Origin of the sequence: Spirulina subsalsa CS-330, assembly GCF_028330765.1 — a bacterium.
Classification (GTDB): Bacteria; Cyanobacteriota; Cyanobacteriia; order Cyanobacteriales; family Spirulinaceae; genus Spirulina; species Spirulina subsalsa_A.
Genome location: NZ_JAQMTY010000145.1, coordinates 48,240 through 62,119 on the forward strand (window position 1 = coordinate 48,240; position 13,880 = coordinate 62,119).

Genomic DNA, 13,880 nt, shown 5'->3' on the forward strand with positions numbered 1-13,880 from the left:
TGTCGTGGAGACAATCCGATGCAGCATGATAGCGAGTGGGCAGGGTGTGAGTCCCGAGGCCAAATGCCACGGACACCGCTGTAACACATTGGGTCTGGGAACGTTCTAGTCTTGCTGTGCTAAACCATACTCTATCAAAACGGTTCGACATTGCAAGCAAGTGAGATCCTGCCGCAGTTGGGTGATTCCGGCGCGGGTGTGGGGATAGCGAGCGCCACCGGGTAGGGAGGGCGGATCATGGTGGGGGTCAAGCTCGGCAACAAAACCGTAGAGTTTTTGGTTAGAAAAGGAACTGTTGATCAGCCAGCCTGTGGTGTTTAAGGCGGTAAGGGTGCTGATCGCGTCGGGTGTGATGCCGAGTTCGCGGGTGAGGATTGCCGGGGCGATCGCCTCTGGACTGCCACCGTCCGGAACCCGCCCGCCGGGAAAGTCCCACGTGGCCTGCCCCACACCGGGACGGTATTGGGGAGCGGGTAAGAGGATGTGATGGCGATGGATCGGGAGGATGATCACCGAGTCGGCTTTTTCGACGCGCCAGTAGTCATGGTCTTGGCCGGTGCGATCGCGCAGTCGTTCAGCGATCAACGTCAGCCAGGGCGATCGCACCGTCGCCAAGGTTACCAGAGTTTCCCAGTGATCCGGTTCAATGGGCATCGGCGATCACCGCATAGATTTGCATTTCTCGTTCTTTCCCCTTGAGGGCGACTCGCCCTAGATCGGTAAAGGCGATCGCCGCTGTATTGCCTAACTCATTCCGCACCGATTGATAGACCTTTTTCGTGATCAAAGTTTGCCCCCACTGGGCCCGACTGGTGAGCCGCGACGCAATATTCACTGTATCACCCAAAATATTAAACTCCCGTCGTCCCCTCGGTTCGCCAATTTCGGCGGCAAACACCAACCCCTGGGCAATGCCAATCTGACAGGCCAGTTGGTAGGGTTGTTCCCCCACTTGCAGGGCGGGCAGTTGAGCGATCATCGCTTGAATTTGACAAGCGACCTGCACCGCCCGACGGGAATCATCGGTGTAGCGACTCAGGGCCCCGAAATAAATCAAAATATCGGGATCATTTAATTGATAGGTGGGGTTTTTCATAATCCCCCCCGCTGCGGTAACGAGGCCATCAATTAACGACAGCACATAACCACAATGTTGCACCAAGGCCGCTTCCTCGTCGGGATGGGCGCGATCGCAAGCTGCCGACACCCCAATCACACTGACAAACATCACCGTTAACGGCGTAAACCGAGCCGGAATCTGTCGCTGACTGACATTCATCACCGCCAACTCCAACACCGGCCGCGGCAAATAACTCGCCAAGGGTGTGATCTGACGCACGAGGGTGGTAATTTCCTGGGTGAACCCGGCCGGCGTGCGGTCAAACAAAAGCGAGCCGCTCGCCCGCCGCCGCCGAAATGTAATATCGTATTCCCCCAATTCATCGGCAAAATTATCCACCACCAGCACATGATGGGGCGACAGGGGTTCAACCGTCCAGTCCGGCGGTAACTGACGCGCCGCCGCAGCAGTTAAACAGACGCGGCCCACCACTCCAGACCCTTCTGCCCCCTTCGCTTGGTGAACCGCATGGCCTAACAACATCCGCAGCATTCGGGCCGGTGTGCCGGTGTCCACCGTCAGAAAGCGGCCCGTGTGAATCCCCACCCGCATTCGCAGCGAGAGGGAACCCTGCTGGGTTTCAATGTGGGCAAAATCCGCCATGGCCCGCTGCATCCGTAGCCCCGCTCGCACAGCGCGGAGAATATCGTCTCCTTGGCGATCGCAGGGAAACTCCGCCAACAGGGCATCGCCGGTAAATTCCAACAAATTCCCCCCCGACTTACTAATAATTTCCACCATCGCCCCAAAGTAGCGATTGAGCACCGCTAGCAGTTCATTCGCCCCGTGATGGCCCTGGGTAAAATACGCCTCCATTAAGGTTGTGAAACCCGCGAGATCCGTAAATAAGAGCGTACCCGCTTGCCAGATCGAGCGGTTTTGGCCGGGAATGGGGGGAGCCGTGGCAATGGTGGGGGGAACGTACTGCTCCAAGATGTGGCGGAGGGTGCGGAGGTGCTCAAACACTACCGTTAGGGTTGCCGTGTCCGGTTTGACCCAAGCCAAGGTGTACAGCTTTGCCGGTAGAAACAAGCGTAATTCATGTTCAACAGGGCTTAACAGCGACATAATTTAGCAACGTTAGGAGCAGAAGCGCAGTGATATATCTTATCTGTCTTCACATTAGAATCGAGGAAATCCGTTGATTCTGGAATTGAGGGCAAGGGCAAACCTATCCCATGGCGTTTGATCCGTTGCCATTCCAGCCATCCCTTTCCATAATTGAGGTGGTTTTCCCTTCGCGTAATGAAAAATGTCATGAATCTTCGGGCTTTTGCGATCGCAGTCCTCTGGAGTAGCTGTCTCTTCTGGCCAAAACCCAGCCGTGCCGACAACAGTCTCAACCGCCTCCTGCAACAGTCCATTTGCGGGCAAAATTGGTTCCAAGCCGTCCGCATTCTCACCGAAATGAAACGCCTCGCCCCCCAAGACGCAGCCCGTCTTACAGTGTATCAAAGTCGCCTCCAAACCCTCGCCGATCGCAACATCTTCATCACCGGCTGGGACTGTAGCAACCCCCTCCCCAGCGCCGAAGCCGCCCAACCCGTGGCCGCCTCTGATAGCTTCACCATCCCCATTCTGGAGCGCAGTAGCGGCATTCCCGTCGTCGCCGTCACCTTCAACGGCGAAACCGTCCCGATGCTCTTCGATACCGGGGCCTCTACGACGATGATTTTGCCCAGTGTCGCCGCCCGCATTGATCCAGTCATCTTGGGGGAAGCCTTGGTCACGGTGGCGGATGGCCGCGTTGTGCCCAGCCGCTATGGCATGGTGGCCTCGGTGCAGGTGGGGAATCTTTCCCTGAATAATGTTGAAATTGCGGTGACGGATGGCGTTGATGAACTGGCCCTTGGTGGCATGGGGCTATTGGGGCAAAATGTTTATGGTTCCTATGATGTGACGATCAAAGAAGACGTGATCGAACTGCGATCGCGCTCCGCCCCCACACCATAACGATCCTTGCTAGGCTTACAGAAGATCACGATAGCTTGAAAGCCCTGAGGTTTTAACCCAGGGATGAAAAGCAATGGCGAATTTATTCGCATTTACCCATATAGGTAATACTCTGCTATAGTGGTCTTATGCCTAAAGTCACTACCACACTAAAGCTTAAATTTCATGACCTTAACGGGGTCAAGAAATCCATGTTTGCAGAGATGACAGCAGAATGCACAGATCTCGCTAACAGGTTGCTTAAAGTACCTTTGGCTGAACGGCGTAAACTCACTACGGCAAAAGTAGTCACCAACCTATCTTCTGCCCTGGCTAACCAGGTCATTAGAAACACTACATCCAAGACAGCTAAAAAGGTCAAGCGGTATCGTGTGATGCTGCCTGAGGCCAATCAGCAAAATTGGAAAGTGGCTAAGGTGGGTGATACATACTCTGTCAGTTTTCCCACAATTAAGGGAGTTAAGCGAGTCCCTTTAACGGTTGCCAACCCGCACCATGGAGCACTGCTAGATAGGCTGATTGATGAGGATGGCGTAACGAAAGGGTCTCTCAAGATTGCCTTGATTCGAGGACAGTGGTTTGCACTGTGTAGTGTTACCCAGGATGTTCCTGAGGTAATTTCAGCTCATAGGGTAGGTTGTGACCGTGGTCAAAATAATATAGCTGTTATTGCTACGCCTAATGGTCAATCACGGTTCTTTAGGGGTAGGGAGGTTAAGCATAAGCGTAGACGGTTCCAAACGCTGAGAACTGAGCTTCAAAAAGCGGGCAAAAAGCGGGCAATTAAAAAGCTCAATCACAAAGAGTCTAGATGGATGCGTGAGGTTAATCATGCTATCAGTAAGGCTATTTCTCAGTTTGCCGACTACCATAATGCAGATGTAGTCATGGAAGATTTGAGCGGTTGCCGGGGAACCATGCGCCAATCCAAAAAACAACGTTCTGACGCTGGCAACAGCCGACATCGTTGGTCATTCTATGACTTACAACTAAAGACAGCTTACAAAATGGAGCTACTCGGTCGAACGTTAATTCTCAGACCAGCACCATACACCAGCAAATCCGACAACCGCAACGGGATTCTAGGCAAGCGATATCGGCATAACTTTGTGGGCTTTGATGGCTACCAAGTCAATGCAGATTTTAATGCTGCTGTGAATATCGCGCAGTGGGATGGTTTTGCATGTCCTTTGGGGCTATACGTTCCTCAGGATGGGGCTTTTGAAGATCCCCAGAACTTTTGTTCTCCTGCGGTCTGAGACCGAGCAGAAATGCAAAAAGGTAACTCAGTGAATACGCAGCGACCTAGGGTTGCTGTGGGCTAGAACTGAGAATCCCCGTCGCTTTAGCGCGGGGAGCTTCAAAATTGGCGAAGCCACACTGTAAGCAAAGACTTGGGCAAAATCATGGCGAATTCACGACTCCGAAAACTAGGTGAATATCTCCGTCCCCACTGGCCAAAGGTTGCCCTTGGGATCGTGGCACTGCTGATTGTGAATATCATCGGTGTTTACATCCCCCTCCTGATCCGGGACAGCATCGATCAACTTCAAGGCGCATTGCAATTCAACGTCATTTTTCGCTACGTCGTCCTGATCTTTGTCTACGCCTCAATCATGTGGGTGATGCGGATGTTTTCCCGCATCATCATGTTTGGCGTGGGGCGGCAAGTGGAATTTGACCTCAAGCAGCGCATTTTTCAACACCTGCTGCGCCTCGACTCCACCTATTTCGCCACCAACAGCATCGGCGATTTAATGAACCGCGCCACTAGCGATGTGGATAATATTCGCCGCCTCTTAGGATTTGCAATCCTCAGTTTAGTGAACACACTCTTTGCCTATACCCTCACCTTGCCGGTGATGTTGGGCTTAAATATTAAATTAACCCTCTTTTCCCTGGCCGTTTATCCCCTGATGCTGATCACCGTGCAACTCTTCAGTGAAAAGCTACGGGAACAACAGCGCGACGTGCAAGAATCCCTATCTGATCTGAGTCAACTGATCCAAGAAGACATTAGCGGCATTGCCTTGATTAAAATCTACGCCCAAGAACTCAACGAAAAGCTCGGTTTTCAAGTCCAAAATCACAGCGTTCTAGAAAGTAATCTCACCCTAGCCCGCACCCGAAATTTACTCTTTCCCATTATTGAAGGCTTAGTCTACTTCTCCCTCTTGGTGCTGCTTTGGCTCGGTACGGGTGCGATCGAACAGGGGTCTATTTCCATTGGGGATTTTGTCGCCCTCTTAATTTATGTTGAACGCTTAGTTTTCCCCACTGCCCTCCTTGGGTTTACGATTACGGCCTATCAGCGGGGTGAGGTCAGTATTGATCGCATCGAAACAATTTTAGCGGCTGACCCTCAAATTCAAACAGAATCCACCGCGATTGTGTTGCCCCCGGAATTAGTCGATGGTAAACTCACGGTGCAAAATTTAACCTTCACCTATCCAGACCAAACAAAACCGGCCCTTGATGATATTTCCTTTGTGATTAATCCCGGTGAAACGGTGGCGATCGTCGGGCCGATTGGGTCAGGAAAATCTACCTTGGTGAATACCATTCCTCGGCTACTGAATGTCGATGCGGGGACGATTTTCCTCGATGGTTGTGATATTACGAAGGTGCGTTTAACGGATTTGCGAGAAGCGATCGCCTACGTTCCCCAGGATAGTTTTCTCTTCAGCACCCAAATTCGCGAAAATATCCGCTACGGTCAACCCTTCGCCGAACAATCCGACATCGAAGGAGCCGCCCAGCAGTCCCAAATTCACCCCGAAATTCTCAATTTTCCCCGCCAATACGACACCCTCGTCGGCGAGCGCGGTATCACCCTTTCCGGCGGCCAACGCCAACGCACGTCTCTGGCGCGGGCCCTCCTGCTCTCGTCTCCAGTGTTGATCCTCGATGATGCCCTGGCCAGTGTTGACAATCAAACCGCGACGGAAATTTTAGATATTTTGGCGAACAATGTCCAAAATCAGACGATTCTCTTTATTTCCCACCAATTGTCAGCAGCAGCCACGGCGGATCGGATTTTTGTGATGGATCACGGTCGGATTGTGCAAATGGGGAGTCATGATGAGTTAATCCATCAGCCAGGACTCTACCAAGACCTCTGGCAACAGCAGGAACTCACCGAGGCGATTCTCTAACATGATTTTTTCTCGTCAATTCTCTACTGTCATGGCATAGCTAAAATCAGGCTTGATTGTAGGATGGGTTAGGCGGCTAGACTATCGACTATAACTGCGATCTAGCAATCCGCCGTAACCCACCGATTAACCTGTGTCATGCCATTAGGATGCTGAATCAGCCTCGAATTTTAGGCCGCAGCTTAGGTAGGCGGTGCATTCGGGGGGCAGGAGGGCCCGTTGGCGGCGAGTGGGATCGATGCTGACGTGTTTGGTGGTGGCTATGGCGGCGAGGACGGGTTCAGGGTCTAGGGTGTAGAGGGTGTAGCGGAGTTGGAAGGCGGTGGGGCTGAGGGTGTCGGTGTGGAGATCGATTTGGAGGCGATCGCACCACCGAATCGGCTGTTTAAATTGAGCATCACAATGGACGATGGGAAGAGCGATCGCCCCGGACTCGAACCACTGCCGCAGCGATAAGCCCGCCGCAATAAAGGCCGCTTCATAGGCTGCGTGGCAGAGGTCGAACAACCGCGCAAAGTAGATCACCCCCGCCGCATCCGTTGCCCCCAGGGGAACCGTACAGGTGTAACGAAAGAGTCGGGTCATGGCGGGGCTGGGCGAGAACGACGGGGGGGATCGATGGACGGCGGCAGGGATTTAACTGCGAAAGAGGCGGCTGTATTGGGTTTCATGGGCCATGCTAGCGAGGGAAAGTCCCCAGCCACAACTGTTGAGATTGTGATCATCCAGTTGGCTGATCTGTTGTCGGGCTTGGTCAAGGTGGGGATCAAGACCCCACAGGAGACGTTGACCGGCGGTTTGCCCCAGGGGAATCACTTTGACCCCGGCGCTGATCAGGTTCGTCGCCCAACTTTGGAGATAGCCCAAGAGGGCGGTTTGGGGGTCAAGTTGCCACTGCCAGGCGGCCAGAGCGAAGGCGATCGCACCATTACAGGGCGTTAACTCCGCCACGGGCCAAGGCAGGGGTGGAGTCACCAAATCCCCCAGCAATTTCAGCAAGGCTTGACCCATTTGCTGGCTCGATTGGCGCAATTCTGCGGTTTCGCGGCTGGCGCTTAACCATTGATTCCACTGAATCACCGCCTCCCAATCTCCCCCTTGCGCCGCTGCATAAGCCCGCAACAACACCGCCCCATCGATGCGAATCGTGCCGTGCTGAAGTTGCTGGATTAACCAGCCGTGCAAGTCAGCAGCGTTGGTGAGTTGCCCTGTTGCGGCGAGGGTTTCCAAGCCTTCGGAATAGCTGTAGGCCCCGATCGGTAGGGTGGGGCTGGCCAATTGGAGGAGGCGGAGCAGGGCGGTGGGGTCAGCAGTGGGAGTCATGGCGGGGAATCGGGGGATGGGGCAACGGGTTGAGCGACGTAGGGCGGGCGATCGCGGGCGGTGTCGTGCAGTTGGCGGTCAAGGGCTTGCCAGTTTTGGTGCTGGAGCTGCTCGATCAGGGTGTCGAGGGTGGCGCGGTAGGTGAGGAGCGATCGCAACACCGCCTGCTGATTATATTGCGCCATCATCATCCCCAGTTCGGGGTTTCCCCCGCCGACGCGACTCGTATCCCGAAACCCAGAGCTAGCAAACTGTTGCGCCAAGGCCTTGATGGCGGGATCGGCTTCGGCTTCGCAACTGGCGATCAAGGCGGCGCTGACGAAAACGGGGAGATGGGAAATCCAGGCCACGGCCTGATCATGCTGGTGCGGGCTACAGGTGAAGATTTGGGAACCGAGCGATCGCACCACCTCAGCCACGGTGGCCAGACAGTCCGGGGGCGTAGTCTCGGTGGGGGTGAGGACATAGGGCGCATTGCGAAATAAGCCCGATTGAGCCGCTTCGATGCCCTGTGCTGCCGTCCCCGCCATGGGATGCCCCCCCACAAAGCGCGGCCACAGCGGCGCGATCGCCGCCACAATTGGAGCCTTAACCGAACCAACATCCGTTAAGATCACCTCAGGATTGAGGTGAGGGATCAGAGCCTCCACCGTGGGGCGTAGCGCATCAAGGGGAGGACAGAGGAAAATGAGTTGTGCCGCCGACAGTACGTCAAATGTCGTACTAGTCCGGTCGGCGATCCCTTTGGCGATCGCCCGTTCACAGGTTTCCGGCCGTCGGGACACGCCCAAGACTCGATAGCCCTGCGATCGTAACTCCAACCCCAACGATCCCCCAATCAGCCCCAGCCCCACAATGCCCACATCCATCACAAGCCAAAAATCCCTGATAGCATTTTCTTATCGTCTCTGTATCGGTTTACGCACGCCTGCCCCCCATGAATCTTAAAGAACTCTGCCATCTCTATGCAACTGGCAAGCGAGATTTTGGCCCCCTCAATCTCAACGAAGCGAACCTGCGGGGCGTAAACCTCAGCGGAGCCATTTTAAAAGGCTCACGGCTCATCGTGGCTAACCTCAGCGGTGCTAACCTCAGCGGCGCAGACCTCAGCAACACCAAACTGCACGTTGCCCGCCTCAGTGGAACCAACCTAATCGGAGCCAAATTCAATCAAGCTCAACTCAACGTCGCCAACCTGATTCGAGCCGATCTGCGCAACGCCGAACTGATTGAAGCGGTGATCATTCGTTCTGAACTGGTACGCGCCAACCTCAGCGGGGCCAACCTCAGCGGGGCCAACTTAAACGGAACCGACCTGCGCGAAGCGAGTCTGCGCCAAGTCAACCTCAGCTACTGCAACCTCAGCGAAACCAATCTTCGAGGCGCAAACCTCACCGAAGGCAACCTTGAACAAGTTGACCTCAGCAGCGGCGATCTCACCCGTGCGAAACTGATTGCCGCGAATCTCCGTGATGCCGATCTCAGCCATGCTCGCTTAATGTGTGCGGATTTAACCGGGGCGGACTTGCGGGGGGCAAACCTCCGGTGGACAGATTTAAGCGGGGCGAACCTCACCGGGGCAGACCTCAGTGATGCCAAGTTGAGCGGCGCAAGTTTAACCGGGGCAGATCTGCGGGATGCCAACTTAATCAATGCCAGCCTTGTCCATGCCGATCTCAGCCGGGTGCGCTTAATGCGGGCGGAATGGGATGGCGCGGATCTCACCGGCGCGACATTGACGGGAGCGATGTTGCATAATGTGTTGCGCTCGAACCTGAAAACCACAAATTTGAGTTGCGAGTGGGTGGATCTGAGTCCCTTGGGGGATGGGTCGGAAGTGCGACAGTTGCGATCGGAACAGGTGCAGTCCTTTTTTAAGGAAACCCGGCCGATGGTTAAAGTTGCCGTTGATGCTCCGTTTAATCTTTCGGCTAATCTTGCCTTGGCGACGATCTACCATCAGATCACCCAGGCTTATCCCCGCATGGAACACCCACCCAGCATCCAAATCACCACCCGTCGCACCTATCTAACCTTTACGGTGAATCGTAATTCTGACCTTTTTTTGACGGCCTATTGCGTGATGTTGCCATTTTTGGATTCTGAGGCGATCGGCACACAACTTCAGAAGATGCTGAGTGCGGTGACCCACACGCCTCAGGGTGAGTTGTCTACCGTCAAACAGGAAATTCTCCAACAGTGGAGCCAAGACTTAAAACAGTTAACGCAACATTTAGCATTGGTTAAAGCGGAGCAGGATAATGTCATGCCCCAAGATGCCTCGCTGTTTTTAGAGTCGCCTACCTACACGGTGCTCACGAACGCGAATAACCATAGTATCGACCTGTACCATCATCCCTATTTCGGGAAGTATATTCCAGCGTTGCAAGGTGATGAAATGGATTCATCGGAGCAGTCCGCGTTGCCGGAAATGTCCCTGCCGCCCCTCCAGATTTTGATCCAGTTTATGCAGGATTGTTTTGCTTAATCACGCGATCGCTGGCAAGCCATGGGGCTGATGCAAAGCAACGGCAACGTTGGTTCCATCACCTCTTGGCATCGAGGGTGGCGGGTAAACCGTTAAAATGAGCGGGTTGCCATGGTTTTTTGTCGTTCAGATTCATGATTACTGAAGCTCAGGCTCATCAGGCGTTGCTGGAATTTTTGCGATCGCAAGACCGACCCCTTTGGCAACACCATCTCACCTTGACTCGGCTCGTCGTCCGTGCCTTCCGGCTTGGGCGATCGGCCCTGATCCAAACCGCCACTCGTCCCGCCACCTATCGCCTCAGCTATCTCGCGGCTGCCCTCCTCTGGCCCGATGCCGTTGTCCTGATCACGCCGGAATTTCACCATGAATCCTTGCTCACCGTTGATATTCCGCGCCTCTTAGCGGCGTTTGGGGTGACAAAAACAGTGCAGACCGGCGAGCAGATGCCGCCGGAGTTTCAGGGGCTTTGGGTGACTACGCCCGAAACCTGGCTTTGCGATCGCCTCTCCGCTCGGGGTGGCTTTCCCCCCCAGATTCCCACCCTGATTGATCCCGCTGACGATTGGGCCCAACTCACCCGCCAACATCTCACCCTCACCCTCACCCCCCAGGATTGGGATACCCTGTGGCGATCGTGGCCCGCCCACTCCGATCAACCCGACCCTCAACAGATCATCCTGAATCTGTACCAAAGCATCACCCACGCCATTCGCCGCCGTCCCAGCAACCCCTACCACAGCCACCCCCTCAACCCTGAAGAACTCGACCAACTCACCACCCTCCACGGGCAACTTCCCCCCGCCCCCCTACCGCCCCCCTGGGAGCAATTCCGCCAGCAATGGCCGCAACCGGGGCAACTCCATTGGGCCAGCCGCAATCCTGCAACGCAACAGGTCAATCTCCACCTCGCGCCCATTGAGGTAGATCAGCCCTTACGGGGGATTTGGGAGCAACAACCGATTGTTTTGATGGGCGGGTTTTTAGGGCTGGAAACCAACAAGGGGCATCGCTATCGGCAACAGTTAGGCCTGGGGGATTGGATGCAAGTCAAGTTTTCCCCCCAGCGTCAAAACGACTATATCCAGCTTTATATCCCCGATCGCATGCCTCTCCCCAACACGCGGGATTTTCAGCCTCGCCTCTTGGATCAAGTGTTGCGCCTCTGTCGCGGTGGCATGATCAGTCAGTGGCGGGGCCATCGTCAACCCCCCGATTGGATTGCCCCGTTGAAACGTCCGGTCGTGGTGATTGTGGATGATGTGCCCCTACGCGGGCAAGTGGCGGCAACGGTGGCGGCGGAGTTTGGCTCTGGGGTGAAGGTGGAGCAGATGGGGCTTGCGCCAGAGGGGATTTTGGTCTGTGGCTGGACGTTCTGGCGTTGCCATCAAGAGGTATTACCCTTGCCACAGTTGCTGATTATTGCCACGTTGCCCCTGCCATCGATGGAAAATCCCCTGGTGGCTGGTCGTGTCCGCCATTATAAACACCAACACCAAGACTGGTTTCACTACTACTTGTTGCCGGTGGCAATGCAGGAATTGCAGCGGGCGATCGTGCCGGTGCGGGAGGTGCAGGGGGTGGTGGCGCTCTTGGATAATCGGGTCAATCATCGCAGCTACGGGGCGAAGATTTTGACGGCGTTAGAGCCGATGGCGCGGGTGAATACGATTGATTTTGTTTAAGTCTGGATTCTAAAATCATCATTATTTTTCAGCCAATATCTATGCCCCACCTCCGCAGATTAGACCCTAGTACAAAGTCAAGACTTAATATTCGGATTGTATTGAATGTCCAACGCTCAACGTGACGGTGCGTTACGCTTCGCTAACAGCACCCTACAAACATCCTGATTCTTGGCATTGACGCTGCACTAGCCTTGACTGAGCCAAGCGATCGCCCCCTTAATCCAGGTTTCCGGCACAGGATTTTTGAGGAGTTGGGGGTCTTGGTGGAGGTGGATGAGGGCCGAGGTGATTTCGTCTTGGTCGTAACCGAGGGCGAGGAGGGTGAGTTCTACGTCTTCTTGGAGGGTGGGGTCAAGGTTGGCGGTGGCGGGTGGGGTGATTTGGGCGGCGGTGCGCCATTGGGCGAGGCTGGTTTTCAGTTCGAGGGCGATGCGTTCGGCGGTTTTTTTGCCCACACCGGGGGTTTTGATCAGAACGCGGGTGTTGTTGGTGACGATCGCTTGCACCAATTCCTCTAACCCTAGGGCATCGAGAAGGGCGATCGCTAACTGGGCCCCGATGCCGCTGACGGCGATTAACTGCCGAAACAGATCCCGCTCAGCCATGGACGCAAAGCCATAGAGCAGGGTTTGATCTTCGCGGGTTTGGTGGTGGGTGAAAATTTGGAGGGTCTCCCCCGTGCCGCAGGGTAATTGTGTCGCCCACCGGCCGGGAATCTGCACCTCGTAGCCGATCTGATTCACTTCAACGATCGCCACAACCCGCTGATTGCGCCGCTGCACCGCCACCACTTGACCTTTGAGATAACTAATCATCGCCCTCCGGTGAGGCGCGATCGCACCCGTCGCCACAGCCCAATTACCGCATCTTCCACCCGTGCCATCAATCGGTCAAAGGCCCCTAGCACCACTTCGAGCCAATGTTTTTCATAGCCCACGGGTTCGGCGGGGATATCGAGCCAGTCCGGTTGATAGTCCGGCGGGGCGGCGGTGGATTCGCGGCGGCGGAGGGGGGCGGGGGCATCGTCGGCGGGGGAGGTCATGGGTGGTTTTAAGCGGGACAGAGGCGAGGGGTCGCGGTGGGGCGGCTCGACGGCATAGAGTTCGAGGGCCATTTCGTCGTCAATGATGGAGCGGCTGCGGGGGACGGAGGGAATGAAGCCGCTGGATGGGCTGGGGATGTCTTCCCAGAGGAGCCAGGGCTGTCTGGGCGGGGGGGGTGGGGGCTGTAAGGGGGTGGGTTGGGGTTGGAGGCCGAAGAAATAGGCGATCGCGCTCTGGATCAACCCTTGCAGCGTACCGGACGGGGCTTCTTGTTGGGTTTGGGTCTTCATCCAATCGACCCAGCGGGCTTGGAGGGTGGCCTGTTGGGTTTCGAGGCTCACCACTTGGGGATCGAGTTTGGCCAAGGCTGAGGGGAGGGACGGCGGCGGCGGCAGGGTGAGGGCGGGCGGCAGAGCAAGGGGAAAGATCGGCGGTTCAAAAAAGGTGTTTTCGTGAAATAGATTAGTGGCGATCGCTACTGGACTTTGTTGCATCCAACGCATCACCGCCCAAAACCGCCGCAAGGGGGGCCAAATCTGCGGATCTTGGCTGAGGGCGGCGGGAATCAGGGTGCGATAGGCCTGCACCTTGCGGCGATAGTTTTGATAGGCGTAGTCGGCGAGTTCAAGGCGAATGTGGCGATCGAGGCGTTGCTGTGCCGCTGGGGGGAGGGCAATGGGGCTGTTGTCGTGGGCGGTGAGGAGGAGGCTGCGGGTGGTGCGATCGCTGGCAATGCCTCGAATCGGTTGGGCCGGGGGTGCGATCGCTTCGAGATCCAGATCCGCCCAAACTGTCCCGGTCGTCACCTGAGCCAAGAGTTTTTGAATCGGCGTATCGGGGTCGGCCGGTTGCAAATTCAAGGGAGGAGACGGACTAAAAAACCCTTCGAGTTGCAGGCTGAAATTACGTCCCCATTGAGTCAACGCATAGAAGGGATAAAGCAACACTTGCACACCCCACACCGCTGCCACCTGGGCCGATCGCACCGTGCGCTGAAGGCGATCGCCCCACACAATCCGAGCGCGATTAATCGCATTTAACAAACGACTTTGATAGGGGCCAGAAGAATCGTGCATTGCCCAACGGAAAACCTGCAACGATTGTACGGTT

The 13,880-nt window shown here is 55.5% G+C and carries 12 protein-coding genes; 5 read left to right on the plus strand and 7 right to left on the minus strand.

Annotated features, from left to right (window positions below):
* Positions 1-105 precede the first annotated feature (105 nt).
* Together PN477_RS09840 and PN477_RS09845 are read right to left on the minus strand one after the other, a co-directional pair.
* Positions 106-654 (minus strand): NUDIX hydrolase, encoded by a 549-nt coding sequence (locus tag PN477_RS09840; RefSeq protein ID WP_272119995.1) that lies wholly within the window; start codon positions 652-654, stop codon positions 106-108.
* The gene (locus PN477_RS09845) at positions 644-2,188 is read right to left on the minus strand and encodes an adenylate/guanylate cyclase domain-containing protein (RefSeq protein ID WP_272147227.1); all 1,545 of its coding nucleotides are present in this window, start codon (positions 2,186-2,188) and stop codon (positions 644-646) included. The genes PN477_RS09840 and PN477_RS09845 overlap by 11 nt, the downstream gene beginning before the upstream one ends.
* 189 nt (positions 2,189-2,377) lie before the next feature.
* On the opposite strand from PN477_RS09845, the gene PN477_RS09850 reads away from it, so the two are divergent.
* The 3 genes from PN477_RS09850 to PN477_RS09860 all read left to right on the plus strand — a co-directional run bounded on the left by PN477_RS09850 (position 2,378) and on the right by PN477_RS09860 (position 6,228).
* A complete protein-coding gene (locus PN477_RS09850) occupies positions 2,378-3,073 on the plus strand; it encodes a retropepsin-like aspartic protease family protein (RefSeq protein ID WP_272119997.1) in 696 nt (231 codons plus the stop codon).
* Positions 3,074-3,201: 128 nt separating this feature from the next.
* Positions 3,202-4,332 (plus strand): transposase, encoded by a 1,131-nt coding sequence (locus tag PN477_RS09855; RefSeq protein WP_272119999.1) that lies wholly within the window; start codon positions 3,202-3,204, stop codon positions 4,330-4,332.
* Positions 4,333-4,479: 147 nt separating this feature from the next.
* Positions 4,480-6,228 carry an ABC transporter ATP-binding protein gene (locus tag PN477_RS09860; protein WP_272120000.1) on the plus strand — a complete coding sequence of 583 codons (1,749 nt, stop codon included), beginning with the start codon at positions 4,480-4,482 and terminating at the stop codon, positions 6,226-6,228.
* Between the two features lie 144 nt (positions 6,229-6,372).
* Here the strand turns inward: PN477_RS09860 and PN477_RS09865 are convergent, their stop codons facing one another.
* The 3 genes from PN477_RS09865 to PN477_RS09875 are packed head-to-tail and all read right to left on the minus strand — an operon-like array spanning position 6,373 to position 8,420.
* The gene (locus PN477_RS09865; RefSeq protein ID WP_272120001.1) at positions 6,373-6,813 is read right to left on the minus strand and encodes an acyl-CoA thioesterase; all 441 of its coding nucleotides are present in this window, start codon (positions 6,811-6,813) and stop codon (positions 6,373-6,375) included.
* A 51-nt stretch (positions 6,814-6,864) separates the two neighbouring features.
* Positions 6,865-7,551 (minus strand): urease accessory protein UreF, encoded by a 687-nt coding sequence (locus PN477_RS09870; protein ID WP_272120002.1) that lies wholly within the window; start codon positions 7,549-7,551, stop codon positions 6,865-6,867.
* Entirely contained in the window at positions 7,548-8,420 is an 873-nt protein-coding gene (locus PN477_RS09875; protein WP_272120003.1) for a prephenate/arogenate dehydrogenase, read from the minus strand. Before PN477_RS09875 ends, PN477_RS09870 begins: the two co-directional genes overlap by 4 nt.
* Positions 8,421-8,488: 68 nt before the next feature.
* Here PN477_RS09875 and PN477_RS09880 point away from each other — a divergent pair, with 68 nt between their 5' ends.
* Complete coding sequence (locus PN477_RS09880; RefSeq protein ID WP_272120004.1) at positions 8,489-10,039, plus strand: pentapeptide repeat-containing protein; 1,551 nt, start codon at positions 8,489-8,491, stop codon at positions 10,037-10,039.
* A 134-nt stretch (positions 10,040-10,173) separates the two neighbouring features.
* Positions 10,174-11,724, plus strand: coding sequence for a helicase C-terminal domain-containing protein (locus PN477_RS09885; RefSeq protein ID WP_272120005.1), 1,551 nt, complete (start codon positions 10,174-10,176; stop codon positions 11,722-11,724).
* Positions 11,725-11,912: 188 nt separating this feature from the next.
* Here the strand turns inward: PN477_RS09885 and ruvA are convergent, their stop codons facing one another.
* Positions 11,913-12,542 carry a Holliday junction branch migration protein RuvA gene (gene ruvA / locus PN477_RS09890; protein ID WP_272120006.1) on the minus strand — a complete coding sequence of 210 codons (630 nt, stop codon included), beginning with the start codon at positions 12,540-12,542 and terminating at the stop codon, positions 11,913-11,915.
* A complete protein-coding gene (locus PN477_RS09895; RefSeq protein WP_272120007.1) occupies positions 12,539-13,846 on the minus strand; it encodes a hypothetical protein in 1,308 nt (435 codons plus the stop codon). The genes ruvA and PN477_RS09895 overlap by 4 nt, the downstream gene beginning before the upstream one ends.
* Between the last annotated feature and the right edge of the window lie 34 nt (positions 13,847-13,880).

Coding starts and splice junctions, on each gene's coding strand:
- PN477_RS09840 (WP_272119995.1), bottom strand. CDS start 654: ATGCCCATTGAACCGGATCACTGGGAAACTCTGGTAACCTTGGCGACG.
- PN477_RS09845 (WP_272147227.1), bottom strand. CDS start 2,188: ATGTCGCTGTTAAGCCCTGTTGAACATGAATTACGCTTGTTTCTACCG.
- PN477_RS09850 (WP_272119997.1), top strand. CDS start 2,378: ATGAATCTTCGGGCTTTTGCGATCGCAGTCCTCTGGAGTAGCTGTCTC.
- PN477_RS09855 (WP_272119999.1), top strand. CDS start 3,202: ATGCCTAAAGTCACTACCACACTAAAGCTTAAATTTCATGACCTTAAC.
- PN477_RS09860 (WP_272120000.1), top strand. CDS start 4,480: ATGGCGAATTCACGACTCCGAAAACTAGGTGAATATCTCCGTCCCCAC.
- PN477_RS09865 (WP_272120001.1), bottom strand. CDS start 6,813: ATGACCCGACTCTTTCGTTACACCTGTACGGTTCCCCTGGGGGCAACG.
- PN477_RS09870 (WP_272120002.1), bottom strand. CDS start 7,551: ATGACTCCCACTGCTGACCCCACCGCCCTGCTCCGCCTCCTCCAATTG.
- PN477_RS09875 (WP_272120003.1), bottom strand. CDS start 8,420: ATGGATGTGGGCATTGTGGGGCTGGGGCTGATTGGGGGATCGTTGGGG.
- PN477_RS09880 (WP_272120004.1), top strand. CDS start 8,489: ATGAATCTTAAAGAACTCTGCCATCTCTATGCAACTGGCAAGCGAGAT.
- PN477_RS09885 (WP_272120005.1), top strand. CDS start 10,174: ATGATTACTGAAGCTCAGGCTCATCAGGCGTTGCTGGAATTTTTGCGA.
- ruvA (WP_272120006.1), bottom strand. CDS start 12,542: ATGATTAGTTATCTCAAAGGTCAAGTGGTGGCGGTGCAGCGGCGCAAT.
- PN477_RS09895 (WP_272120007.1), bottom strand. CDS start 13,846: ATGCACGATTCTTCTGGCCCCTATCAAAGTCGTTTGTTAAATGCGATT.